Source organism: Nonomuraea jabiensis, from assembly GCF_014204795.1.
Lineage (GTDB): Bacteria > Actinomycetota > Actinomycetes > Streptosporangiales > Streptosporangiaceae > Nonomuraea > Nonomuraea jabiensis.
In genome coordinates this window covers 7,933,518-7,958,364 of sequence record NZ_JACHMB010000001.1, presented here as the reverse complement: position 1 = coordinate 7,958,364, position 24,847 = coordinate 7,933,518, and the positions used below count along the sequence as shown (strand labels likewise).

The window sequence follows — 24,847 nt, the reverse complement described above, 5'->3', positions numbered from 1 at the left end:
GGGCGGCGCATGGGGTGGGACGCCGCACTTGCAGACGATCTATTCCAGCGCTCTTAAAGGACGTCGCAAGCTTTCACATTCACGTTTTATTCATGCGACGTCTAATCACCATCATTTCGCCCGCCATCGCAGGCTTGATCGCCGCCGCCGGCCTCGCCGGGCCGGCGCGGGCGACCGGGCCCGGCGGGCTCGACGCTTATTACGGTCAGCGGGTGGCCTGGTCCTCCTGCGGCAACGGATATGAATGCGGGAAATTGCGCGTCCCGCTCGACTATTCGAAGCCCGGCGGCAGGCAGATCAGGATCAGCCTGGTCCGGTTGCGCGCCACCGGAAAGAGAATCGGGTCGATCGTGCTCAACTTCGGCGGCCCCGGCATCTCCGGCGTCGATTCGTTGAAGGCCGCCAAGGCCGTTGTGTCCCCTTCCCTCAGGCAGCGGTTCGACGTGGTCAGCTTCGACCCGCGCGGCGTGGGCGCCTCGGCTCCCGTGCGCTGCCTCGGCACGCTGGGCCTCGACGCGCTCTTCGCCGCCGACCCGACGCCCGACAACCGCACCGAGGTCAAGCAGGCCCAGCAGTGGGCCAAGGCGTTCGCCGGCGCCTGCGCGAAGAACGCGGGCAAGCAGCTCCTCGCGCACGTCGGCACCGGCGAGGCCGCCAGGGACATGGACGTGATGCGGGCCGCGCTGGGCGAGCGGCGGCTGACGTACCTCGGCTGGTCGTACGGCACCTACCTCGGCGCCAGGTACGCCGACCTGTTCCCCACGAGGATCCGCGCCATGGTGCTCGACGGCGCCGAGAACCCGGACCAGACCGGCGTGGAGTTCGCCCGGTCGCAGGCCAAGGGCTTCCAGGTGGCGACCGAGTCGTTCATGCGCGACTGCTTCAAGGCCAAGGACTGCCCGTTCAAGCAGCACTCCGTCAGCGCGGCGTGGAAGCGGCTGGCGGCGCTCTACAAGCGGGCCGACCGGGCGCCGCTGCGCAACACCTACGACGGCCGGCAGGTCAGCGAGGCCGTCGCGCGGACCGGCGTCACGAACGCCCTCTACGCGGTGGCCTACTGGCCGACGCTGCGGGTCGCGCTGGCGGACGCGTTCAAGGGCGACGGCACGAAGCTGCTGCTGCTCGCCGACGACTACAACGGCCGGCGGGCCGACGGCACCTACGACAACCGGTACGAGGCGCTCATGGCGATCAACTGCCTCGACCACCCCGAGTCGCGCTGCCCGTACTGGCCGGTCAAGGGCACCAGGTTCGCCAAGAAGGTGCGGGCCCAGGGCTCGCCGCCGATCGTGGTGGTGGGCACGACCCGCGACCCGGCCACGCCGTACGGCCTGGCCAAGGCGCTGGCGGCGCAGCTGTCGAAGGGCGTGCTGCTGACCAACGACGCCGACGGGCACACCGCGTACAGCGGCGGTTCGAGCTGCGTGGAGAGGCAGATCGACCGCTACCTGATCACGGTCGTCCCGCCGCGGCCCGGGGCCTGCTCCGTCAAGGCGTAGTCCACCGGTTCCCAGTCCCACACCACGGTGTGGGACTGGTGTCGTTCGGGTCAACCACGGTCGCGCCTGCGGGGCGCGCGTGCCGTGCCGGGAGAGATTGGCGGACGAAGCCGGAAAAGTCCCTCCCGAGGAGCCCATGGAGTCGCTGCTGGTCCTGCACGCGGTGGCGGCGGTGTGCGCTCCCTGGCTGGTCAGGCGGACGTCCCTGGCCGTGCTCGCCCTTCCCCCGGGCATCGCCTTCCTCGCCGTGCTGCTGTGGCTGCCCCCGCGCGAGAGGGTGGAGTGGGCGCCCGTGCTGGGGCTGGAGCTGTCCTTCCGCGCCGACGCGCTGGGCGTGCTGATGATGTCGCTGGTCACCGGCGTGGGCGCGCTGGTCATGATCTACAGCTCCCGCTACTTCTCCCGGGACGACCCGGGGCTCGGGCGCTACGGCTGCTTCATGACGGGCTTCGCCGGGTCGATGCTGGGGCTGGTGGCGGCCGACGACCTGCTCCTGCTGTACGTCTTCTGGGAGCTGACCACCGCCTTCTCCTACCTGCTCATCGGGTACGACCCCGAGAGCAGGCTGAGCAGGCAGGCCGCCTTGAAGGCGCTGATGGTCACCACGTTCGGCGGCCTGTCCATGCTGGCGGGGTTCGTCCTGCTCGGTCAGGCCGCGGGCACGTACCGCGTCTCGGACGTCGTCGCGCACCCGCCCCGCGTGGCCCCCGTCGCCGTCGTGCTCGTCCTGGCCGGCGCGCTGTCGAAGTCGGCGATCTTCCCGTTCAGCATGTGGCTGCCGGCCGCCATGGCCGCCCCCACCCCCGTCTCGGCCTACCTGCACGCGGCCGCCATGGTGAAGGCCGGCGTGTACCTGCTGGCCAGGCTCGGCCCCGCGCTCGGGGACCTGACGGTCTGGCGGGCGGTGGCGGTGCCGCTCGGCCTGGTCACGATGGTGCTGGGCGGGTGGCGGGCGCTGCGCGAGACGGATCTCAAGCGGCTGCTCGCCTACGGCACGGTCGGCCAGCTCGGCTTCCTCACGGTGCTGTTCGGCTCGGGCGACGGGGGCGCGGCGCTGGCCGGGGCGGGCATGCTGCTGGCGCACGCGCTGTTCAAGGCCGCGCTGTTCCTGGTGGTGGGCATCGTCGATCACGCGGCGGGCACCCGCGACCTGCGCGAGCTGAGCGGGGTCGGCCGGTCGATGCCGTGGGTGTGCGGGGTCGCGGTGCTGGCGGGGGCGTCGATGGCGGGGCTGCCGCCGCTGGCGGGGTTCGCGGGCAAGGAGGCCGCGCTGGAGGCGCTCATGGGCGCGCCGGTCGTGCTGGCGGGCGTGGTGGCCGGGTCGGCGTTGACGGCGGCGTACACCCTGCGGTTCCTGTGGGGCGCGTTCTGCGACAAGCCGGGGGTGGCGGCGCGGGAGGTGCATCGCATGCCCGGGGCCATGATCGCGGCCATGACCGGGCCTGCCGCGCTGCTGTCGTCGCTCGGGCTGGTCCTGACGCCGTTCGCCGGGCGGTTCGCCTCCACCCTTTCCGGATATATCGGGACATTTCGCGTTAAGGGGCATGACGTTCATCTGGCGGCGTGGGGCGGCTTCACCCTGCCGCTCCTGCTGTCGGCGGTGTCGGTGGCGGCCGGGGTGGCGCTGTTCCTGGCCAGGGAGCCCGTGGCCAGGGCGGGGGCGGCACTGCACGTGGTCGACTCCGGGCAGGTCTTCTGGGCGCTCGTGCAGCGACTCGACCGCTTCGCCATCCAGCTCACCGGCTTCATCCAGCGCGGATCCGTGCCCGACTACCTGACCCTCACCCTGCTGGCCGCGGTCGGCGTCGGCGTGTTCTCCCTCGCCTCCGGCGGCGCGCCCCACCTCGGCGTGCCCGTCGTCCTGTGGCAGCGCCCCGAGCAGCCCGTCGTCGCCGTCCTGATGGTGGCAGCGGCCGTGCTGGCACTGTTCGCCCGCGCATTCATCCTGCTGGCACTGGTCGTCGGCCTGACCGGGTACGGCACGGCGCTGCTGTTCCTCGCGCACGGCTCGCCCGACCTGGCGCTCACCCAGTTCCTGGCCGAGACGGTGAGCCTGGTCATGTTCGCGCTGGTGCTGCGGCGGCTGCCGCTCGGGCCGGTCAGGGGGCGGCTGCCGTTCCCGTTCAGGATGGCGCTCGGGCTGGCCGTGGGGGTGCTGGTCACGGGCGCGGGCATGCTGGCGATGGGCGCGCGGACCGCCGAGCCGATCGGGGCGCACCTGGAGGCGGCCGCCGGGCAGGCCGGCGCCCGGAACATCGTCAGCGCCCTCATCGTCGACCTGCGCGCCTGGGACACCATGGGCGAGAGCACGGTGCTCGTCGTGCTGACCTTGGGCGTGACGAGCCTGGTGTTCCTGCGGCGCAGGTCGTACCGGATCGAGCCGGTCACGACGCCGCCCGCCGAGCACACCCGCTGGCTGTCGGCCACGCTGCCGCGCGGGCAGCGGGCGCTGGCGTTCGAGGTGGTGGCCCGGCTGACGTTCCACACGGTCCTGGTGCTGTCGGTGTTCCTGCTGTTCATCGGGCACAGCGAGGTCGGCGGCGGGTTCGCCGGCGGCATCGTGGCCGGGCTGGCGATCACCGTGCGCTACCTGGCGGGCGGCCGGAACGAGCTGGCCGCCGCCGTCCCGGTGCACGCCGGGGTGCTCATGGGCGCCGGGCTCACGCTGTCGGCGGGGACGGCGCTGATCGGGCTGCTGTTCGGGCGGGCGGCGCTGGACCTGCTGGCCGTGGACGTGAGCGTGCCGCTGGCCGGGCACCTGCACCTGTCCACGGGGCTGCTGTTCGACCTCGGCGTGTACGTGTCCGTCGTCGGCATGGTCCAGGACATCCTGCGCTCCCTCGGCGCCGAGCTGGACCGGCAGGAGAGCACGTGACCGTCACCCTGATGCCCTTCCTGGCCTGCTTCGCGATGGTCGCCACCGGGGTCACGCTCCTGCTGGAGCGGAGCCTGGTGCGGGTGCTGGCCGGCGTCGTCCTCCTGGGCAACGGCGTCAACCTGCTGATCGTCACCGCGGGCGGCGACCCGGGCGGGCCGCCCTTCGTGGACGTGCGCGGGCGGGCCGACCCGCTGCCGCAGGCCATGGTGCTCACCGCGATCGTGATCACCCTGGGGGTGACGGCGTTCCTGCTGGCCCTGGCGCACCGGTCGTGGCAGCTGTCCGGGAGCGACGAGGTCCAGGACGACACCGAGGACCGCCGCGTACGGCTGCGCGCCCGGCGCGGGGAGCTGAGCGACGCGGTGCGCGCCCGGCGGGACGCCTACCGGCGGCTGGTCGCCGAGCAGCGCGCCGAGCTGGCCAAGCTCGCGGCCGAGCAGGCCGAACGCGAGCGGCTGCAGGAGGCCGACCTGGAGCAGCGCATCTCCAGGGTGCACGACGAGCTCGAACGGTGGATGCACGAGCGGCGGCGGGAGGGGCTGACCGAGGAGGAGGTGCACCTGCGCTTCGAGGAGGCGGGGCGGCGCGAGGACGCGGCCGCCCTGGACAACGCCGAGCGCATCGAGCAGCTGCGCGAGCAGCACGCGCGCGGCCGGGAGGAGCAGGCGGCCAGGGAGCGGGCGATGCGGAGGAAGCTCAAGGCACGGCAGCGGGAGGCGCGCAGGCAGATGCGGGCGGCCATCCGGGAGGAGCGGGAGCGGCAGGCCCTCGCACAGGACCCGGAACTGGAGGGCGAGGACTGACCATGAGGAGCCGCGTGCCCGAGCTGGAAGGCGAGGACTGACCCGGTGGAGAGGCTGATCTGCGTGCCCGTGCTGCTGCCGCTGCTGGCCGCCGGCGTGAAGCTGGCGATCGGCGGGCGGCTGCGCCGGCTGCAGTCGGTCATCAGCCTGGTCACCCTGGCCGTCTCGGTCGTCGTCTCGGCGCTGCTGCTGGTCGCCGCCGACACCCGCGGCCCGCTGGTCACCGAGCTGGGCGGCTGGCCGGCGCCCGTCGGCATCTGCCTGGTGGCCGACCGCCTGTCCACGCTGGTGCTGCTGGTGTCGTCGGCGGTGACGTTCTGCGTCATGGTGTACTCGGTCGCCAACGCCTACGACGCGCAGGAGCACGACGCCCCCATGGCGATCTTCCATCCGGCGTTCCTGGTCATGGTGGCCGGCGTCGCCGACGCGTTCCTGTCGGGCGACCTGTTCAACCTGTACGTGGCGTTCGAGCTGCTGCTGAGCGGCTCGTACGTGCTGCTCACCTTCGGCGGCACCGAGTCCAGGATCCGGGCGGGCGCCACGTACACGCTGATGGCCCTGGCCTCGTCGATGCTGTTCCTGATCGCGCTGGGCGTCACGTACGCGGCCACCGGGACGCTGTCGATGGCCCAGCTCGCCGAGCGGTTCCCCACGTTGCCCGGGCAGGTGGCGCTGCTGGTGGAGCTGACGCTGCTGCTGGCGTTCGGCATCAAGGCGGCGATCTTCCCCATGTCGGCCTGGCTGCCGGACTCCTATCCCACCGCGCCCGCCCCGGCCACGGCCGTGTTCGCCGGCCTGCTGACCAAGGTCGGCGTCTACTCGATCGTGCGCCTGGAGGCGCTGCTGTTCCCCGGCGGGCCGGTGGCGACGCTGCTCATGTGGGTGGCGCTGGCCACGATGCTGACGGGCGTGCTGGGCGCGGTCGCGCAGACCGACCTCAAGCGCATGCTCTCGTTCACGCTGGTCAGCCATATCGGCTACATGGTGTTCGGCGTCGGCCTGTCCACGGTGGCCGGGCTGGCCGGGGCGATCTTCTACGTGGTGCACCACATCACCGTGCAGACGACCCTGTTCCTGGTGACCGGGCTGGTGGAGCGGCGCACCGGCACCACCTCGGTGAACGGGCTCGGCGGCCTGATGACGACCGCGCCGCTGCTGGCCGTGCTGTTCTTCGTGCCCGCCATGAACCTGTCGGGTATCCCGCCCATGTCCGGCTTCCTCGGCAAGCTGATGCTGGTGCAGGCGGGCCTGGCCGATGGCCGCCCGCTGCCCGTCGCCCTCGTGGCCGGGGGCCTGGTGACGAGCCTGCTCACCCTGTACGCCGTGGCCCAGACGTGGAGCAAGGCGTTCTGGCGCGGCCCGCGGGCCGTGCGGGCGGGCACGGTCGTGGAGAGCGAGGAGTACACCGGCGAGGACCCGACCGTCACGACGACGGCCGTCCCGGGGGCGCTGACGGCGGCGGTGGCGGCGCTGGTCGCGATGGGGCTGTCGTTCACGGTGCTGGCCGGGCCGCTGTCGGCGTTCACGCACCGGGCCGCCGCCGAGCTGATGGCCCGCGAGCCGTACGTCACGGCCGTGCTCGGGGGGCGGCCGTGAAGCCGCGGCTGGCGCTGATCGCCTGGCTGGCGGTGGTCTGGGTGACGTTGCAGGGCGAGCTGTCGGCCGGCGACGTGCTGGGCGGCCTGGCGGTCGCGCTGGTGGTGACGTGGCTGCTGCCGCTGCCCGTCCTCGACCCCGGCATCAGGCTCCGCCCGGTGGCGCTGGTGGACTTCCTGCTCTGGTTCGGCCGGGACATGGTGGTCTCGACCGTGCGGGTGGTGGTCTGGGTGGTGCGGCCCGGCGTGCCGCCCACCCAGATCGTCCGGGTACGGCTGCGCACGTCGTCGGAGTCCATGACCGTGATGATCATGGTCGCGCTGTCGAGCGTGCCCGGCAGCCTCGTCGTGGAGGCCTACCCCGAGGAGCGTGAGCTGGTCCTGCACGTGCTGGGGCGGCCGGGAGACGTCACCGAGGCGGTGCGGGCGGACGTGGCCGCGCTGGAGGCGCGCATCGTGGCGGCGTTCGGCACCCTGGGGGACCGGGAGGAGCTGCCGTGACCGTGGTCTACCTCGTGACGCTGGGGCTGCTCGGATGCGCGGCGGCGGCCACGCTCTACCGGGTGGCGCGCGGTCCCACGATGCTGGACCGGGCGGTCGCGGTCGACGTGATGACGTCGCTGTGCATGTGCGGCGTCGGGGCGTTCGCCGTGGTCAGGGACGACTATTCGGACCTGCCGATCCTGCTGGTGCTGTCGCTGCTGGGGTTCGTCGGGTCGGTGTCGCTGGCCCGCTTCTTCTCGGGGAGGTCCCGATGAGCCGGCTCGACGTGTGGCTCGACATCGCGGCGGCGGCCTGCCTGCTGCTGGGCGCGGCGCTGGCGCTGTCGGCCGGGGCCGGGCTCGTCCGCTTCCGCACCACGCTGGACCGCATGCACGCCGGCACCAAACCGCAGGTGCTCGGCGTGCTGCTGGTGCTGCTGGCCATGTGGCTGCACCGGCCCACCTGGGCGAACGCCGGCCCGCTGCTGCTGGCGGGCATCTCCCAGGTGATCACCGTGTCGGTCGCGGCGTACATGGTGGGGCGGGGCGCCTACTCGCGCGAGCGCGAGGACGACGACACCGAGCTCCCCTCGGAGGAATGATCGTCGGGGGTCTGATCGTCCGAGCGGTTGAGCGCCGCCTGGCCGAACCAGGTCCACAGGGCCAGCGCGGCCAGGATCCCGCCGGTGGTCCAGCCCAGCGCGGGGCCGAACAGGTAGTCGATCACGAGCATGGTGGCCGTCGCCATGGACACGGCCAGCGCGAGCGCGCCCACGATGCCGTAGAGGTTGGAGCGCCGTACCAGGGTCTCCTTGCGCCCCTGCCGGAACAGCACGCGGTGCTGGGCGGTCGGCGCGATGTAGCAGATGGACGCGACCGCCGCGCTGACCAGCGCCAGGTAGAACAGCCACCGGTCGGGCTGGTCCAGCTTGCTGAAACCGGTCGAAAAGGGCACGGTGAGCAGGAACGCGAACAGCACCTGCACCCCGGTCACCGCCACGCGCGCACCCTGTAAGAGCTCCACGAAGTTCCGGTCCGCGCGCTCCTGGTCCGACTCGTTCTTCACGCCGCCTCCCGCTTCGGAAACAAGAGCTTTCTCCTTCCTTCGCGGGGCGCGCTAAAACCTCGCCCGCAGGATCTTGGCCGGGGTGATGGGCAGATCGCGTACGCGGTGGCCGATGGCGTGGTACACGGCGTTGCCGACGGCGGCGGCCGTGCCGACGATGCCGATCTCGCCGATGCCCTTGCTGCCCATGGGGTTGAGGTCGCCGTCCTCCTCCTCCAGCCAGACCGCCTCGATCCGCTCCACGTCGGCGCAGGCGGGCACGTGATACTGGGCCAGGTCGCGCCGGAGGAAGCCGCCGAACTCCTCGTCGGTGTACGTCTCCTCCATCAACGCCATCCCCATGCCCATCGTCATGCCCCCGACGAACTGCGACCTGGCCAGCTTGGCGTCCAGGATGCGGCCCGCGGCGAAGACGCCGAGCAGGCGCGAGACCCGTAGCTCGCCCGTCACGGAGTTGACCCGCACCTCGGCGAACTGGGCGCCGAAGGCGTGCCTGGACAGCTCCGCGTCCCGCGCGACCTCCTCGGTGGTGTCGGCGCGGCCCACCGAGCCGTTCACCTTGAGGTGCTCGCAGGCGCGTACGATCGCCGAGCCCCACGAGGCCGTGCCCATGGAGCCGCCCGCGAGCGGGGCGTCCGGCAGGTCGCTGTCGCCCAGCTCGACGCGCACCCGCTCGGGCGCGACGCCCAGCGCGCCGGCCGCGATCCCGGCCAGCGCAGTACGCGCGCCCGTGCCGATGTCGGCGGCGGCCACCTGGACGAGGAAGTCGCCCTCCCGCATGGTGACGACCGCCTTCGACGGCCGGCGCTTGGCCGGGTAGGTGGAGGCGGCCACGCCGGTGCCGATCAGCCACTCGCCCTCCCGGTGGCGCCCCGGCTCGGGGTCGCGCCGGTCCCAGCCGAAGAGGCGGGCGCCCTCGCGCAGGCAGGCGACCAGGTTGCGGGAGCTGAACGGCAGGCCGCTGTCCGGCTCCGTCTCCGGCTCGTTGCGGACGCGCAGCTCGATGGGGTCGATGCCGGTGGCGCAGGCCAGCTCGTCCATGGCGGACTCCAGCGCGTACATGCCGGGGCACTCGCCCGGGGCGCGCATCCACGACGGGGTGGCGACGTCCAGCCGGACCAGCCGGTGCGCCGTGCGCATCGCGGGCGTGGCGTACATGATGCGGGTCGGGGTCGCGGTCTGCTCGGCGAACTCCACCAGCGTCGAGCTCTGCTCGTAGGCCACGTGCTCCAGCGCCGTGAGCCGGCCGTCGGCGTCCGCGCCGAGCCGCAGCCGCTGGATCGTGGGCGTGCGGTAGCCGGTGACGTCGAACATCTGCTGCCGGGTCAGCACGACCTTGACGGGCCGGCCGACGGCCCTGGCGGCCAGGGCGGCCAGCACGGCCTGCGGCCGGGAGGTGCCTTTCGAGCCGAAGCCGCCGCCGACGTGCCGGGACACCACCCGCACCTGCTCGGCGGGCAGGCCGAGGGTCCGGGCGATGAGGTCGCGGCTCGAGGACGTGCCCTGCGTGGTGTCGTACAGCAGGAGCCTGCCCTCGCCGTCCCACACCGCCAGGGCGGCGTGCGGCTCCATCGGGTTGTTGTGCAGGACGGGGGTCGTGTAGGTCACGTCGACGACGGTCTCGGCCGCGTTGAGTCCGGCTTCGACGTCGCCCTTCACGGTGTCGGACGGGAAGCCGGGGTTGACGGTCTCCGGCTGGTAGAGGTTGGGGTGGTCGGCGCGCAGGGCCACGTCGTGGAGGTCCTGGTCGTACTCGACGACGATCGCGTCGGCGGCGGCCCGGGCGTTCTCGTAGGTGTCGGCCACGGCGGCGGCCACGAACTGGCCGCGGTAGGCGACCTCGCGGCTCTGGAACAACGCCAGCTCGCCCTCGGCGGCCGGGCCCAGCCGGGGCGGGTCCTCGCTGGACAGCACGGCCAGCACGCCGGGCATGGCGAGCGCGTCGCGGCCGTCGATGCGCCTGATGCGGCCCTTGGCGATCCGCGACTGCACGGGATAGGCGTAGGTGACGCCCTCGACCGGGTATTCGGCGGCGTACGTGGCCAGCCCGGCGACCTTGACGCGGCCCTCGACGCGATTCACGGCGTCAGCTCCTCAAGCGTGCGGACGATCAGGTTGCGGGCCAGCGGCACCTTGAAGTCGTTGCGCGGGAGCGGGCGGGCCCGTTCCAGCTCGGCCTCGGCGGCGGTGCGGAACGCCTCACCGGTCGCCGGGCCGCCGACGAGGACCTGCTCGGCGCGTTCGGCCCGCCAGGGCGCGTGGGCCACGCCGCCGAGCGCGATGCGGCAGCCGGCGACGGTGCCGTCGCGGACGTCGAGCACGGCGGCGATGGACACCAGGGCGAAGGCGAACGACGCCCGCTCGCGTACCTTGCGGTAGAGCGAGGCGCCCGGCGGCGGCGCGGGCAGCTCCACGGCGGTGATGAGGTCGCCCGGCTCCAGCACGGTGTCCCGCTCGGGCGCGTCGCCCGGCAGCCGGTGCAGCCCCGGCATCGGAACGATCTTGTCACCGCCCTGGCCGGTGACGTGCACCTCGGCCTCCAGCGCGGCCAGCGCGACCGCCATGTCCGACGGGTGGGTGGCCACGCAGGCGTGCGAGGTGCCGAGGATCGCCAGGTTCGTGTGGTCGCCCTCGATGGCCGGGCAGCCGGAGCCGGGCTGGCGCTTGTTGCACGGCCGGGTCACGTCCTGGAAGTACGGGCAGCGGGTGCGCTGCAGCAGGTTGCCGGCCGTCGTGGCCATGTTGCGCACCTGGCCGGAGGCGCCGGACAGCACCGCCCGGGCCAGCATCGGGTAGCGGGAGCGGACCAGGGGGTGGGCCGCCAGATCGCTGTTGCGCACGGCGGCGCCGATGCGGAGCCGGTCGCCGGTCTGCTCGATGGCGTCCAGCGGCAGCTTGCCGACGTCCACCAGGCGGTCCGGCTCGGCCACGCCCAGCCGCATGAGGTCCACCAGGTTGGTGCCGCCGCCCAGGTACATGGCGCCCGGCCCGAACGTGCGCACCGCGTCCGCCGCGCTGCCCGCCCGGGCGTATTCGAAGAGTTTCACGGCGCGACCTCGGCGATGGCGCTGACGATGTTGACATAGGCGCCGCACCGGCACAGGTTGCCGCTCATGCGCTCCCTGATCTCCTCCGGCGTCAGGCCGGGGTCCTCGCGGAGATCGCCGGTGACCGCGCTCGGGCCCGGCTCGCCCAGCATCCCCACCGCCGAACAGAGCTGCCCCGGCGTGCAGTAGCCGCACTGGAAGGCGTCGTGCTCGATGAACGCGGCCTGCAGCGGATGCAGCTCGTCACCCTCCATCAGCCCCTCCACGGTGACGATCTCCGAGCCGTCCGTCGCCACCGCCAGCGCCAGGCAGGAGTTGGCCCGCCGGCCGTCGATCAGGACCGTGCAGGCCCCGCACTGGCCGTGGTCGCAGCCCTTCTTGGCGCCGATCAGCCCCAGCCGTTCGCGGAGCAGGTCGAGCAGCGACATCCGGGGGTCCACGCGCACGGAGTGTGACGATCCGTTCACCTTCAGGGTGATGTTCATGGCGCACGACTACCCGGCCTCCAGACGAGCCAACCTTGGGGGCGGTAAAGCGCGGCCCAGCGGGTGGTGTCCGTTTTGTAGCTGAGATGAGGGGTAGCCGAGCGGACATGGGGGTGTCGATCGACGAGCAGGTGACGGAATCGGCGGCGATACTCACTGTCAACGCCGGGTCGTCGAGCTTCCGCCTGGATCTGGTGGAGGGCGGTTGCGTGCTGGACAGCGTGCACACCGAGCGCGCCGTCGACCCCGGCTCGGCCAGGCGGGAGCTGGCGTCGTTCCTCGGCGGGCACTTCGGGCGCGACATCCGCGCCGTGGCGCACCGCCTCGTGCACGGCGGCGATCTCGTCCGCAGCCCGGCCGTGGCCGACGACGAGACGGCCGAGGGCCTGCGCGGCCTGACCGGCCTGGCGCCGCTGCACCTGCCGCCGGCGCTGGCCCTGCTGGACGCCGCCCGCGCGGAGCTGCCTGCCCTGCCGCACGTGCTCTGCCCGGACACCGCCTTCCACGCGGGCCTGCCGGAGGAGGCCGCGGTCTACGCGCTGCCGCTGTCCTGGCGGGAGCGGTACGGGCTGCGCCGCTACGGCTTCCACGGCCTGTCGTACGCGTGGGCGGCCGACCGGGTGGCCGAGCTGCTCGGCCGGCCGCCGGCGGAGCTGGACCTCGTGCTGACGCACCTGGGCGGCGGCTGCTCGGTGTGCGCGGTGTCGGGCGGGCGCAGCCTGGACACCTCGATGGGCTTCACCCCGCTGGAGGGGCTGCCCATGTCCAGGCGCTCGGGCAGCGTGGATCCGGGGATGCTGATGTGGCTGCTGGGGTCGGGCCATCTGACGGTGGCGGAGCTGAGCGAGGGACTGGAGCGCCGCTCCGGCCTGCTGGGGCTGTCGGGGGGCTTCTCGGGGGACACGCGCGAGCTGGTGGCGGCCGCGCGGGAGGGCGACTCGGCCGCGGAGCTGGCGCTGGAGGTGTTCAGCCACCGGGTGGCCAGGGAGATCGCCGCCGCGGCCACGTCGCTGGAGCGGATCGACGCGCTGGTGTTCACCGGGGAGATCGGCTGGGACCAGCCCGAGGTGCGCGAGGCCGTCTGCGCCCGCCTCGGGCTGCTCGGCATCGAGCCTCCCGCGCTCGGCAACCGCCACGACGACGGGCCGGTCAGCGCGTACGACGCGGCCGTCCCCGTCATGGTGGTGCAGGTGCGCGAGGAGCTCCAGCTGGCACGCGAATGCCTGCGCGTGCTCGCGGAGGAGGACGCATGACGGTTCTCGACGAGGTACGCCGCTCGGCGCTGCCGCTGACCGGCCCGGGGGACCTCGACCCGCTGATGGAACGCGTGGGCGAGGCGAGGTTCGTGCTGATCGGTGAGGCCAGCCACGGCACGCACGACTTCTACACCTGGCGGGCTGAGCTGACCCGCCGCCTGATCGCCGAGAAGGGATTCGGTTTCGTCGGGGTCGAGGGCGACTGGCCCGACTGCGAACGGGTGCATCGGGCCGTGACCGGCGACACCGATCCCTTCGAGGCCCTCTACGCGTTCGAGCGCTGGCCGACGTTCATGTGGGCCAACGAGGAGGTCGTGCAGTTCTGCCGGTGGCTGCGGCGCTACAACGCCGCGCTGCCGCCCGAGGAGCGCTGCGGCTTCCACGGCCTGGACGTCTACAGCCTGTGGGACTCGCTGCGCGCCGTGCGCCGCTACGCCGCCGCCCGGCTGCCGCACGAGATGGAGCCGGTCATCGACGCGCTGTACTGCTTCGAGTCCTACGGCCACGACCCGCAGCAGTACGGCCTGGCCACCCGGCTGGTCCCGGCGGGCTGCGAGGACGAGGTCGTGCAGTTGCTCCAGGCCGTGGTCCGCGCCGCGCCCGGGGACGAGCAGGGCTTCAGCGCGCGCCAGAACGCCGAGGTCGTGGCCGGGGCCGAGCGCTACTACCGCTCCATGATGCGCGGCGGCCCCGAGTCCTGGAACGTCAGGGACGTCCACATGGCCGACACCATGGCCCGGCTCGCGGACTTCTCCAATGCCAAGGGCGTGGTGTGGGCGCACAACACGCACGTGGGTGACGCCCGCGCCACGGACATGGCCGCCGCCGGCATGACCAGCCTCGGGCAGCTGGCCCGGGAGCGGTACGGCGACGACGCCGTGCTGGTGGGGTTCGGCACCCATCGCGGGTCCGTGGTGGCCGCGACCGCCTGGGGCTCGCAGCACCACGTCATGCGGGTGCCGCCGGCGCGGCCCGCGTCGCTGGAGGCGCTGCTGCACGAGGCCGTCGTCGAGCCCGAGGCGCTGTTCGTGGTCCCGCCCAAGTGGACCAGGCCCGCCTGGTACGACGAGCCGATGGGGCAGCGGGCGGTCGGCGTCGTGTACCACCCCGAGCGGGAGCTGCGGGGCAACTACGTGCCCACGGTGGTGGGCGGCCGCTACGACGCGTTCATCTGGCTGGACGAGACCAGGGCGCTGCACCCGCTGCACGGCGAGCCGTGGGGCGACGCCGAGCCGGAGACATACCCGACCGCCATGTGACCTTTGTCGGTGGCAGATGGTTGGATCTGCGGTGTGGAGGCGTCGGTCGAGCAGCTCGTCTACGTCCGGGAGGACGAATACACCGTCGCGCGCATGAGCGCCGACGGCGAGCCCGACTTCGTGGCCACCGGGCGGGCGCTGGCGGGGGTGCAGCCCGGCGAGACGCTGCGGATCTTCGGCGAGTGGGGCCGCCATCCCCGCTACGGGCGGCGCTTCGCGGTCAGCGGGTGCGAGCGCATCGTGCCCTCGTCGGTCCGGGCCATCCGCATCTACCTGGGGTCGGGGCTGATCAGGGGCATCGGGCCGCGCCTGGCGTACGCGATCGTCGACCACTTCGGCGAGGCCACGCTCAAGGTGATCGACAGCGAGCCCGAGCGGCTCACCGAGGTCGTCAACATCGGGCCGCTGCGGCAGGCGCAGATCGTCCAGGCGTGGCAGGAGCAGAAGGCGATCGCCGCGCTGATGGTGACGCTGCAGGGGCTCGGGGTCAGCCCGCTGCTGGCGGCCAAGATCTACCAGGTGTTCGGGCAGGACGCCGACGAGGTGCTGGCCACGGACCCGTACCGGCTGATCGGGCGGGTGCGGGGGATCGCCTTCCGCATCGCCGACAAGATCGCGCTGCAGTCGGGGGTGCCCGAGCGCAGCCCGCAGCGGGTCAAGGCGGCGCTGCTCGACCGGCTGGAGGCGGCGGGCAGCCGCGACGGCCACTGCTTCGTGCCGGTGCCCGCGCTGGTGCGGGAGACGGCGGAGCTGATCGAGCAGGACCAGGATCTGGTGCGGCCGATGATCGACGCGCTCGTGGCCGACCGCCGGGTGGTCGTGGAGGCCGCGCCCGGCCAGCCGGGCCAGGCGGTGGCGTACGCCAAGCACGTGCACGGCAGGGAGGCGGCGCTGACCGAGCAGCTCACCCGGCTCATGCGGGCCCGCTCGACGCTCCCCCTGCGCTCCTTCCCCGACGACCCCGGGCTCCACGAGGACCAGCAGGCCGCCGTCAACATGGCTCTGACCAGCACCGTCTCCATCATCACGGGCGGCCCCGGGTGCGGCAAGAGCCACACGGTCAAGGCCATCGCCACCACGGTCAGGGCGGCGGGCGGCACGGTCACGCTCACCGCGCCCACGGGCAAGGCCGCCAAGCGCCTGTCGGAGCTGACCGGGCTGCCGGCGATGACCATCCACCGGATGCTCGCCCGCCTGCCCGATCCCGACCCGGAGACGCTGTTCGACGAGACGCCGTCGCAGGCCGACCTGATCGTGGTCGACGAGGCGTCCATGCTCGACCTCCACCTGGCCACCCGGCTGGTGGCCGCCGTGCCGTCCGGGAGCCATCTGCTGCTCATCGGCGACGGCGACCAGCTGCCCAGCATCGGGCCCGGCGACGTGCTCGCCGACCTGCTGCGCGTGGAGGCGGTCCCCCGGGTCCAGCTCACCCACGTCTTCCGGCAGGCGGGCGGCAGCGGCATCATCGACGCCGCCCACCGCATCCGCGCCGGCCGGCTCCCGGTCAGGACGGCCGGCGGCGGGTTCTGGTTCGAGGAGCTCGACGATCCCGCCCAGGTGGCGCGGCGGGTGGCCCACCTGGCGATGGTGGCGATCCCGCGCAAGCAGAACGTCGAGCCCGGCCAGGTGCAGGTGCTGTGCCCGATGCGCAAGGGCGAGACGGGCGCCACGGCGCTCGGCCGCCTGATCCAGGACCAGCTCAACCCGGCCGCCGACGACAAGCCGGAGCACTGGTCGGGCGCGTCGGTGTTCCGGGTGGGCGACCGGGTCATGCCGATCCGCAACAACTACGACAAGGGCGTCTTCAACGGGGAGACCGCCACGGTGACGGCGGTCGTGCAGGAGGAGCGCGCGATCGAGATCCTGACCGACGACGGTGAGCGGGTGCGCTACGGCTTCGACGAGCTCGACGACCTGACCCACGCCTACGCGATCAGCGTGCACCGCTCGCAGGGCAGCGAATACCCGTTCGTGGTGGCGCCCATCGTGGCCGAGTCGGGCGGGGTCATGCTGCGCCGCAAGCTCCTCTACACGCTGGTGACCAGGGCGAAGGCGTGGGTGGTGCTGGTGGGCCAGCGGGAGGCGCTGGAGCTGGCGGTCCACCGGATCGGCCAACGGCGCAACACCGGCCTGGCCCGCCGCCTGGCCCTCGCCCTGGAAGGCTAGCCCGGCGGCCGCCTTCGTCCGGGGACGAGGACGGCCGCCGGGCTCAGCTCAGGTGGCTCCCTTTCCGCCGGCGGATCCGGCCACGTCCTCGGCCATGAGGGCCAGGACCTTGACGTGGCCGATGGTGAAACGCCGGGCACCTTCGGGCTGAGTGAGCGCGAGGCTCGACTCGGCCGCCGGGACCAGTGGCCCGCGCAGGGCTCGCATGATCTGCGCGCGCCCGGCCTCCGGCAGCCCTCGCAGGTCGACGCTTCCGAAACTGGCGCTCAGGACCAGCGAGAGGTGTTCTTTGGTGGCCGCGTCCTCGATGGTGTCCAGCAGGAATCCGACCACCCACTCGAACACCCCGGACGACGCGGTCCACGCGTACTCGTCGGAGACGAAGATGTCGTTCGCCATCAGCCACCCACGATGAAGACGTTGCGTCCCAGCGGTTCGATGAACGCCTTCACCGTCGCGATCTGGGCGGGCGAGAGCAGGGAGACGTCGACCGGCACGAACTGCGCCTTGCCCAGATGCGACTGGATCTGGCTCTGCAGGCCCGGCCAGCTCCGCTCGAAGAACTCCGCGCTGAGACCGCTGCCCACCGCGTCGTAGGACCGCCCGTACTGGTCGAACCAGTCCTCGCTGGTGCCGTTGGACCGGGTGAGCCGCACCCCGCGCTCGGACTCGATACGAAGTGCGGTTTCCATCTCGGCTTTCCTGAATCCCTTCTGCGCCGCGTCCCAACCTAGCGCCCTGCGGCGTACCAGCTCCACGAACTGGGCTCTGAGACTGCCGAGCGAGACCTTGGCGCCCTCGAGCGCCTCGAGCTCGCGCACCGCCTGCGCTTCGAGCCCGAGCACGGTCGCCTGGTCGAGGCCGGCCTCGGCCTCCAGGCCCGCCACGGCCTCCTCGGCGCCGACTCCCGTGCGCATGGAGTTGCGGAAGGCGAACACGCTCTTCGCGATCCTGCCGATGACCACCGGGCCGAGGATCTCGCCGGCCACCCAGGCGCAGCCCGAGGCCTTGAAGTTGGCGCAGTCGATGAAGTCGCCGAGCACGGCGTGCACCAGGTTGTTGAACGACTCCTGGATCACCTTCCGCACGTCCATGTGCAGCGTGCGGTGCTCGATGAAGTCGACGTCCTTGACGAGCAGGTTGTAGCGGGTGCACTCCGCTTCGGTCGCGCTCGTCATCTGGCACGTCGCGAGGTTGTAGTACACCGTCCCGTGGATGTGCAGCGGGATGTCGATGTCGCAGGTCCCGTCGCCGCCCCAGCCGGTGGTGCACGACCCGCTCCAGGAGTCCACGGTCAGGTCGGTCGCCACCTCCGTCAGCGCGAAGCCGCCGTCCCAGGTGGCGATGCGCTGGCTGTCCCGGGTCTGCTCGCGTGCCTGCGCCTCGGCCCTGATCGCCGCGGCCTGCGCCTCCTCGGCGCTCTGCCGGGCGTTCTTGGCGGCTTCCTCCGCGGCGCTCGCGTCGGCTTCCGCCTTGGATGCGACGTCGCGGGCGGTGGCGGCGTCCCGTTCCGCGGCACTGGCGGCGTCGCGGGCCGAGGCGGCGTCCAGTTCGGCCTCGTCGGCCGAGTTGCGGGCGTCGCTGGCGTAGCCTTCGGCGGCGGTCGCGGCCGAGTCGGCGGCCGCGGCGTCGGCGGTGGCGCGGCGGTCGTACTCGACGGTGTTGGCCTCGGCCTTCACCGCCGCCTTGGCCGCCGCAGCCGCCTCGGCCGCCGAGGCCCGCGCCTGGGCGAGGGAGGCCACGGCGTCGGCCGCGGACTCCGCCGCGTCGGCCGCCGCCGTGGCGGCCGCCTTGGCGTCGGCGTCGGCCTGGGCCGCCAGCGCCTTGGCCTCGGCGGCGGCCTTCTTCGCCTGGGTGGCCTTGGCCTGCGCGACGGCGGCCTGCTGGGCGGCCAGCGTCTTGGACGCCTGGGCGGTCAGCACGGCCAGGCCCGCCGAGGCGTCGGTCTCCTTGTACGGGGAGCCGAGCTCGATGGCGTCGTTGGCCGGCTTGATGACCTGGACGGAGGAGTCGCGGGCGGCCAGCGCCGCCTGGGCGGTGGCGTAGGCGAACCCGGCGGTCTTGACCGCGCTGACGTGCGCGGCGTCGGCCTCCTTGCGGGCGGCGACGGCGTCGGCCCTGGCCCTGACCGCGTTGGCCACGGCGGTCTTCGCGTACTTCTCCGCGTCGCGGACGTTGATGGAGGCGTCCCACGAGGCCTGGATGGCGTCGGCCGCCGCAGCGTGGGCCTTCGTGACCGCCGCGTTGGTGATCGCCACGTCGCGCTGGGCCGCGTCGGAGGCGGACCTGGCACGGGTTGCGGAGGCCTCGGCCCGCGTGGCCGCCTCACGGGCGGCGGACGCGGCCGCGGTGGCCTGGTCGGCGGCGGCACGGGCGTTGGTCGCGGCGGTGGTCGCCCGGTCGGCCGCGGAACGCGCCTGGGTGGCGGCGGTCCTGGCCCCCTCGGCGGCATCGGTGCCCTCGACGGACGCGGCGTACGCCTCCCGGGCGGCGGCCTTGGCCTGCAGGGTGTCCCGGGTGCTCTCGGCCTCCAGGGCGGTGGTACGGGCCGCGGCCGCCTTACGCTCGGCCTCCAGCGCCGCTTCCTTCTTCTCGGCCGCCGTGGCGCCGGCGCCCTGGGCGGCGCTCAGCGCGTCGGCGGCGTTGGCGCGTTCGCTCACGGCCCTGGCCTCGGCGGCGGCGGCGTTGGCGCGCTGCTGGGCGGCGATGTTCTTCTGCCGCTCCGCGTTGTCGCGCTCGGCCTCGGCGATCTCCCGCTTGGCCCGGGCGTCGTCGGCCGCCGCCTTCGCCGTCTGCTCCGCGGCCTCGGCCCTGGCCTGGGCGTTCTTGGCCTTGGCCGCGTTCTCGGCCGCGAGAGCCGCTTGCGTGGCGGCGCCCTCCGCGGCGGCCTTGGCCTGGGCGGCGGCCTCCTCGGCGGCCATCCGCCGGAACTCCGCCCGCGAGGCGTGCGCCTGCGTCTCGGCCAGCGCCATCAGCGTCTTGCTGTCGGCGGCCGAGGCCCGGGTGGCGTTGGCCGCGGTCTCGGTGGCCTTCGAGACGGCCTGCGTGGCGGCGGCCGAGGCGCGGGTGACCTGGACGGCCTGCTGTCCGTAGAGCAGGCCGCGGCCCCGGGGCAGGCCGGCGGCGTCGGCGAGGGCGTACGCGGCCTGCTGGGCGGCCATCGCCGCGGAGGCGTGCCGCTGGGCCGACTGGGCGGCCCGCGAGGCGACGAACACCCGGCCCAGCGCCATGGCCTGGGCCTTGACGATGTCGTTCTTGACCTTGGCGAACTCCGCCGCGCTCGGGTAGGACAGGTCGTCCGGCGACTGCTTGAGCCAGTACGCCTGCCATTCGGTCAGCCGGCTCGCGATGACCGACTGGCCCAGCGCCTCGCCCAGGGCCTGGGAGGCGACCTGGAGGTCGGCGGCGGCCTCGGCCTCCTCCTTGAGGATGGCGTCACGCTGGGCGCGCTGGCCGTCGACCTCCTGCTGCCACTCCGCCGACGCCGTGGCGAACTCGGCGCCCAGCACCCCGTGCGGGTCCGGCGGGTTTCCGGTGGTGCAGGAGGCGTAGCGGGCCTTGAGGTTCTCGACGTCGACCCGGAACTCCATGCTGTCCGGATCGGGCGCGCCGGTCGGAAAGCCGCCGCGCTCCAGGAAGGCCCGGGCGTCGTCGGCGTACATGGGGTGGTCGTCGGTCAGGTCCTTCCACGCCTGCCGCCCCTCCTCGTCGTCGCCGCCGGCGGGGTAACGCTCCTCGGCGATCTTGTTGACCGCGTCCACGGACTCCTTGGCGGCCCGCGGGGTCTGGTCGGCGTAGAAGTCGTCCTCTTGCTGCCAGTACTGGTTGGAGATCCAGGTGGACAGGCCCACTTTGCTGAACGGGTTGTCCTTGGCCTCGATCGTCTGGAATGCGGCGTCCGTGTACCCCTTCGGGGGCGGGACGGCGAGCGACTCCTCCCAGACGTAGTGCCGGTCGTTGAGCTCGTCGAGCTTGTCCCCGGTCCGCTCCTCGTCCTGGTCGAAGGCGGTGTGCAGCGGGGTCGGCGGGTCGGCCCAGTAGTCGTCGGCGGCGTTGCGCAGCAGGACGTCGTCGGCGCCGCCCAGCCCGGCGCGGGCGACGGCCTTCAGAGCCTGGCCGCCCTTGCGTTGCGCGGTGGTGAGCAGGCACTGGGCCGCGCGGACCGAGGCGGCGTGGGCGAGGTCGTACTCGGCGGCGTCGGCGAAGGCGGCCGCCGGGCGGCCGCCGGGCAGGGGCGCGACCTGCGTGGCGGACAGGACGGTGATGGCAGCGAGGGTCGCGGCGGCAGCGCGCAGCCATCCCGACAGAGGGCCCGATAAAGGGCGCCCAGAGGTGTTGGTGAGCATGGTCAGCTTTCAGCCGTTGGTTACGGGGACGGGTGCGCTCAGAAGAAGGCGTTGAAGGCGTTCCAGCCGGCGTTGCCGATCTTCTCCTTGGCGGCGAAGGGGGCCGAGGAGACGCCGGTGCCCTTGAAGAGCCAGAGCGCGCCGGCGGAGTCGCGGGCGATCAGGTCGGCCTTGCCGTCCCCGTTGTTGTCGCCGGTCGAGACCAGGGCGGTGTAGGCGTCCCAGCCGGTGCCCGCGCTGACGCGGGCGCCCAGGATCTGGTTGGCGGTGACGCCGCCCGTCCCCGGATAGATGTAGAGGGTGCCGGCGGTGGTCCTGGCCAGCAGGTCGTTCTTGCCGTCGCCGGTGTAGTCGCCGTATCCGGCCAGGGCGTCCATGCCGTTCCAGCCGGCGGTCCCGGCCTGGACCCGGGCCGCGAGACCTCCGTCGGAGCGGCCCGGGTAGAGCCACAGGGCGCCGGCCGTGTCCCGGGCGATGATCTCGGGCGAGGCGCTGCTGCCCAGGTTGCCCGGGGTCATGATCAGGTTGTACTGGTCCATGTTCGAGGCGACCGGCAGGGTCGAGGTGCCGCGTTCGGCGGTGTAGTAGAGCTCGCCGCCCAGGCGGAAGAACAGGTCGTTGCCGGTGCCGTTCTCCGAGGTGGTGGCGCGCACGATGGCGGTTGCCGCGGAGAAGCCGCCGCCGAGGTCGACGGGGGTCTGGAGGCCGCCGGTGCCCTTGGGCTCGTAGGCGAGCAGGTGACCGTCGCTCGCCCTGCGTACGAACAGGGGCAACATCGGCGCGCCCGCCGCGGCGGCGGAGGCGGCGGGCGCCGTGAGCAGCGAGCCCAGGACGGCGAGCAGAGCCAGCGCCGACAGGGCTCTGGCACGGGCTGACGCCCGGCGTAAGTATGTGGACATTCGACGCGACCTCGTATAAAGGATCTTTAAAGGACAGGCCTGACCGTTGCGCAAGGCGCTACCGGATTGCTTCCGTTGTGCTTCCTGCGGGCGGCGTGCTCGCTCTGCCCGCAGGAAGCGCAGCGGAAGGGCGGCTCAGCCGCGGTCCGGCCGGGACAGCGACGTGGCCAGGAGCTCGGCCAGGTGGCGGGCCTGGCGGCCGGTGCGGGAGGCGGCGATCTGGGTGCGGCAGGAGAAGCCGTCGGCGAGGATCGCCTGGTCCGGGCCCGCCGCCCGGACCGCGGGCCAGACGGACTCCTCCGCGCAGGCCACCGAGACGTCGTAGTGCCCGCGTTCGAACCCGAAGTTCCCGGCCAGGCCGCAGCAGCCCGCGTCCAGGACCTCCGTGCGGATCCCGAAGCGGTCGAGAACGGCGCGGTCGGCGTCGTACCCCATGATGGCGCTCTGGTGGCAGTGCACCTGCGCCACCGCCTCCCCGCCCCGGGAGGCCGGGCGCCAGTCGGGCGCCCCCGACTCCAGCAGCTCGGCGAGCGTCAGCGTGCGCTCCGACAGCAACCGCGTGTCCGGCGTGTTCAGCAGCTCCGGGCCGTCGGCGCGGAACACGGCGGTGCAGCTCGGCTCCAGCCCGACGACCGGGACCCCGGACTCCGCCCACGGCCGCAGCGCGCGCACGCTGCGGGCCAGCACCCGCCGCGCCACCCCGAGCTGGCCCGTGGAGATCCAGGTGAGCCCGCAGCACAGCGCCACCGGCGGCACGCGCACCTCGAACCCGGCCGCCTCCAGCACGCTCACCGCCGCCTGCCCGATGTGCGGGTCGAAGTTGTTCGTGAACGTGTCCGCCCACAGCACGACCTTGCCCCGCGTGCCGGGCCGTACCGGGCCCCGCCGCTTGAACCAGTCGGTGAAGCGCTCCTTGGCGAAGCGGGGCAGCTCGCGCTCGGCCGCGACCCCCGCGACCGCCTTGGCCAGCCGTGCCAGGCCGGGCGTGTGCGCCAAGGCGTTGAGCGGGCCGGGCATGGCGGAGGCGAGCGCCGCCCACAGCGGCAGCCAGCCCATGGAGTAGTGCTCGCGGGGCCGGATCCGGCGCCGGTAGTGGTGGGCCAGGAACTCGGCCTTGTACGTGGCCATGTCGACGTTCACCGGGCACTCGGACCGGCAGCCCTTGCAGGCCAGGCACAGGTCGAGCGCGTCGCGCACGGCGGCCGAGCGCCAGCCGTCCGCGATCAGCTCGCCGCGCACCATCTCCCCCAGCAGCCGGGCCCGCCCCCGCGTGGAGTGCTCCTCCTCGCGCGTCACCCGGTAGCTGGGGCACATCACCCCGCCCTCGAAGGTGTGCTGACGGCACTTGCCGATCCCGACGCACCGGGTGGCGGCGTGCCCGAAGCGGCCGTGGTCCCGCTGGTAGTCGAAGGACTTCCGCCGGGGCTCCAGCGGGTAGAAGTGCCGCTGGGCGAGGTCCTGGTCGAGGCGGTTGGGGTGGACGACCTTGCCGGGGTTCATCCGGTTGCGCGGGTCGAAGACGGCCTTGAACCGGCCGAACGCCGCCACCACCTCGTCGCCGTACATGCGGGGCAGCAGCTCGGCCAGCGCCTGCCCGTCGCCGTGCTCCCCCGACAGCGAGCCGCCGTAGGCGGCCACCAGGTCGGCCGCCTCCTCCGCGAACGCCCGGTACCGGGCGATCCCGTCGTCGGTGTGCAGGTCGAGCGGGAGCCTCCCGTGCACGCAGCCCTGTCCGAAGTGCCCGTACAGCGCCGACTCCGCGTAGCCGTGGCGGCGCAGCAGCTGCTCGTAGTCGCGCAGGTACGTGCCCAGCCGCTCGGGCGGCACGGCCGCGTCCGACCAGCCCTCGTACGTCTCCCACCCCTCCGGCGGGTACGCCTCCACCCCCAGGCTGGCCTCGCGCCAGCGCCACAGCTCGTCCTCCTTGGCCGGGTCGCCGAGGAAGGTGTGGGTGGCGTGCTGCCCCACGTCGCGCATCAGCCCGTGCGCCCGTTCGAGCGCCTCCTCGGCGGTGTCGCCGCCGAACTGCACCAGCAGCCACCCCCGCCCCTCCGGCAGGTCGCGGAGCGCGGGATCGTCGGGGCGCTCCTGGCGGGCGAGCCGGCACATCCGGTCGTCCATGGCCTCCAGCGCGAGCGGCCGGTGCCCGGCCACGGCGGGGACGGCGTCGGCCGCCGCGAAAATGTCCTCGAAGCCGAGGACCGCCAGCGACCGCGCGGCCGGCCTCGGCACCACGGCCAGCTCGGCGCGCAGCACGGTCACCAGCGTGCCCTCGCTCCCGACGAGGGCGCGGGCCAGGTTGAAGCCGTTCTCGGGCAGGAGCTGGTCGAGGTTGTAGCCGGAGATGCGCCGCTCCAGCTTGGGGAAGCGGGTGCGCACCAGCTCCATGGTCTCGTCGCGCAGCTCGCGCAGCTGCCGGTAGATCTGGGCCGGCCGCCCGCCCGCGGCCTGGATCCTGGCGTACTCGTCGTCGTCGGTCGGCCCGACCCACATGCGCACGCCGTCGTAGGTGAGGATCTCCAGCCGCAGCACCGACTCCGACATCTTGCCGTACGCCTGCGCGGACGCCCCGCACGAGTTGTTGCCGATCATGCCGCCGATGGTGCAGGTCGGATGGCTGGACGGCCGGGGCCCGACCATCAGCCCCTCCGGCTCCAGCACGTGGTTGACCGCGTCCAGCACCGCGCCGGCCTGCACCGTGATCCGCCGGCCCGCGACGTCCACGGACTCCACCGCGCCGCAGTGCTTGGACCAGTCGATCACCACGGCCGCGTTGCAGCACTGCCCGGCCAGGCTGGTGCCGCCGCCCCGCGACAGCACCGGCACGTCGCGGGCCCGGCACGCGGCCACCGCCGCCACCCCGGCGTCGAGCGTGTAGGGCACCACCACGCCGATGGGCACCTGCCGGTAGTTGGAGCCGTCACGCGCGTAGGCGGCGCGGCTGCCGGTGTCGAACCGGATCTCGCCGTCGACCGTCTCCTCCAGCCGCCGCCGCAGCGGCTCCACGTCGATCTCGCGCGGCCGGCGCGGGCGCGCGGCCGGTGTCCTGACCAGACTGTCCATCGC

At 73.2% G+C, this 24,847-nt stretch carries 18 protein-coding genes; 10 read left to right on the top strand and 8 right to left on the bottom strand.

Translation table 11 applies throughout. The features are described from left to right. The first annotated feature begins 92 nt into the window (after positions 1-92). From HD596_RS36350 to HD596_RS36320, 7 genes are all read left to right on the top strand, one after another. Positions 93-1,499 (top strand): alpha/beta hydrolase, encoded by a 1,407-nt coding sequence (locus HD596_RS36350; RefSeq protein ID WP_185074020.1) that lies wholly within the window; start codon positions 93-95, stop codon positions 1,497-1,499. A gap of 136 nt (positions 1,500-1,635) precedes the next feature. After that, positions 1,636-4,374 carry a Na+/H+ antiporter subunit A gene (locus HD596_RS36345; protein ID WP_185074019.1) on the top strand — a complete coding sequence of 913 codons (2,739 nt, stop codon included), beginning with the start codon at positions 1,636-1,638 and terminating at the stop codon, positions 4,372-4,374. After that, positions 4,371-5,180, top strand: a complete 810-nt coding sequence (locus tag HD596_RS36340) for a Na(+)/H(+) antiporter subunit C (RefSeq protein WP_313045723.1) — start codon at positions 4,371-4,373, stop codon at positions 5,178-5,180. Before HD596_RS36345 ends, HD596_RS36340 begins: the two co-directional genes overlap by 4 nt. A 45-nt stretch (positions 5,181-5,225) precedes the next feature. Beyond that, positions 5,226-6,776, top strand: a complete 1,551-nt coding sequence (locus tag HD596_RS36335) for a Na+/H+ antiporter subunit D (RefSeq protein ID WP_185074018.1) — start codon at positions 5,226-5,228, stop codon at positions 6,774-6,776. Then, positions 6,773-7,276, top strand: coding sequence for a Na+/H+ antiporter subunit E (locus tag HD596_RS36330; protein ID WP_185074017.1), 504 nt, complete (start codon positions 6,773-6,775; stop codon positions 7,274-7,276). Before HD596_RS36335 ends, HD596_RS36330 begins: the two co-directional genes overlap by 4 nt. Next, positions 7,273-7,533, top strand: coding sequence for an MrpF/PhaF family protein (locus HD596_RS36325; RefSeq protein WP_185074016.1), 261 nt, complete (start codon positions 7,273-7,275; stop codon positions 7,531-7,533). The genes HD596_RS36330 and HD596_RS36325 overlap by 4 nt, the downstream gene beginning before the upstream one ends. Next, on the top strand, positions 7,530-7,859 hold the full coding sequence (locus HD596_RS36320; protein WP_185074015.1) for a cation:proton antiporter: 330 nt from the start codon (positions 7,530-7,532) through the stop codon (positions 7,857-7,859). The genes HD596_RS36325 and HD596_RS36320 overlap by 4 nt, the downstream gene beginning before the upstream one ends. Here HD596_RS36320 and HD596_RS36315 read toward each other — a convergent pair. Genes HD596_RS36315 through HD596_RS36300 form a run of 4 tightly spaced genes read right to left on the bottom strand, consistent with a single transcriptional unit; the run spans position 7,808 to position 11,855 of the window. Next, positions 7,808-8,323 carry a DUF6328 family protein gene (locus HD596_RS36315; RefSeq protein ID WP_185074014.1) on the bottom strand — a complete coding sequence of 172 codons (516 nt, stop codon included), beginning with the start codon at positions 8,321-8,323 and terminating at the stop codon, positions 7,808-7,810. The two genes, HD596_RS36320 and HD596_RS36315, sit on opposite strands and share 52 nt — an antisense overlap. 51 nt (positions 8,324-8,374) lie before the next feature. Further along, positions 8,375-10,405 carry a xanthine dehydrogenase family protein molybdopterin-binding subunit gene (locus HD596_RS36310; protein ID WP_185074013.1) on the bottom strand — a complete coding sequence of 677 codons (2,031 nt, stop codon included), beginning with the start codon at positions 10,403-10,405 and terminating at the stop codon, positions 8,375-8,377. Further along, on the bottom strand, positions 10,402-11,370 hold the full coding sequence (locus HD596_RS36305; protein WP_185074012.1) for an FAD binding domain-containing protein: 969 nt from the start codon (positions 11,368-11,370) through the stop codon (positions 10,402-10,404). Before HD596_RS36305 ends, HD596_RS36310 begins: the two co-directional genes overlap by 4 nt. Then, positions 11,367-11,855: a (2Fe-2S)-binding protein gene (locus HD596_RS36300; RefSeq protein ID WP_185074011.1), complete on the bottom strand. Its 489-nt coding sequence runs from the start codon at positions 11,853-11,855 to the stop codon at positions 11,367-11,369. Before HD596_RS36300 ends, HD596_RS36305 begins: the two co-directional genes overlap by 4 nt. A gap of 107 nt (positions 11,856-11,962) precedes the next feature. Here HD596_RS36300 and HD596_RS36295 point away from each other — a divergent pair, with 107 nt between their 5' ends. Genes HD596_RS36295 through recD2 form a run of 3 tightly spaced genes read left to right on the top strand, consistent with a single transcriptional unit; the run spans position 11,963 to position 16,536 of the window. Beyond that, complete coding sequence (locus HD596_RS36295) at positions 11,963-13,108, top strand: acetate/propionate family kinase (RefSeq protein ID WP_185074010.1); 1,146 nt, start codon at positions 11,963-11,965, stop codon at positions 13,106-13,108. After that, entirely contained in the window at positions 13,105-14,370 is a 1,266-nt protein-coding gene (locus HD596_RS36290; protein ID WP_185074009.1) for an erythromycin esterase family protein, read from the top strand. Before HD596_RS36295 ends, HD596_RS36290 begins: the two co-directional genes overlap by 4 nt. A 9-nt stretch (positions 14,371-14,379) precedes the next feature. After that, positions 14,380-16,536, top strand: coding sequence for an SF1B family DNA helicase RecD2 (gene recD2, locus HD596_RS36285; RefSeq protein WP_313045715.1), 2,157 nt, complete (start codon positions 14,380-14,382; stop codon positions 16,534-16,536). A gap of 48 nt (positions 16,537-16,584) precedes the next feature. On the opposite strand, the gene HD596_RS36280 is transcribed toward recD2, so the two are convergent. The 4 genes from HD596_RS36280 to HD596_RS36265 all read right to left on the bottom strand — a co-directional run bounded on the left by HD596_RS36280 (position 16,585) and on the right by HD596_RS36265 (position 24,844). After that, on the bottom strand, positions 16,585-16,935 hold the full coding sequence (locus tag HD596_RS36280; protein WP_185074008.1) for a hypothetical protein: 351 nt from the start codon (positions 16,933-16,935) through the stop codon (positions 16,585-16,587). Continuing rightward, on the bottom strand, positions 16,935-20,882 hold the full coding sequence (locus tag HD596_RS36275; RefSeq protein WP_185074007.1) for a hypothetical protein: 3,948 nt from the start codon (positions 20,880-20,882) through the stop codon (positions 16,935-16,937). Before HD596_RS36275 ends, HD596_RS36280 begins: the two co-directional genes overlap by 1 nt. Before the next feature lie 38 nt (positions 20,883-20,920). Then, a complete protein-coding gene (locus tag HD596_RS36270; RefSeq protein ID WP_185074006.1) occupies positions 20,921-21,781 on the bottom strand; it encodes an FG-GAP-like repeat-containing protein in 861 nt (286 codons plus the stop codon). Positions 21,782-21,916: 135 nt separating this feature from the next. Then, entirely contained in the window at positions 21,917-24,844 is a 2,928-nt protein-coding gene (locus HD596_RS36265; protein ID WP_185074005.1) for an FAD-binding and (Fe-S)-binding domain-containing protein, read from the bottom strand. Between the last annotated feature and the right edge of the window lie 3 nt (positions 24,845-24,847).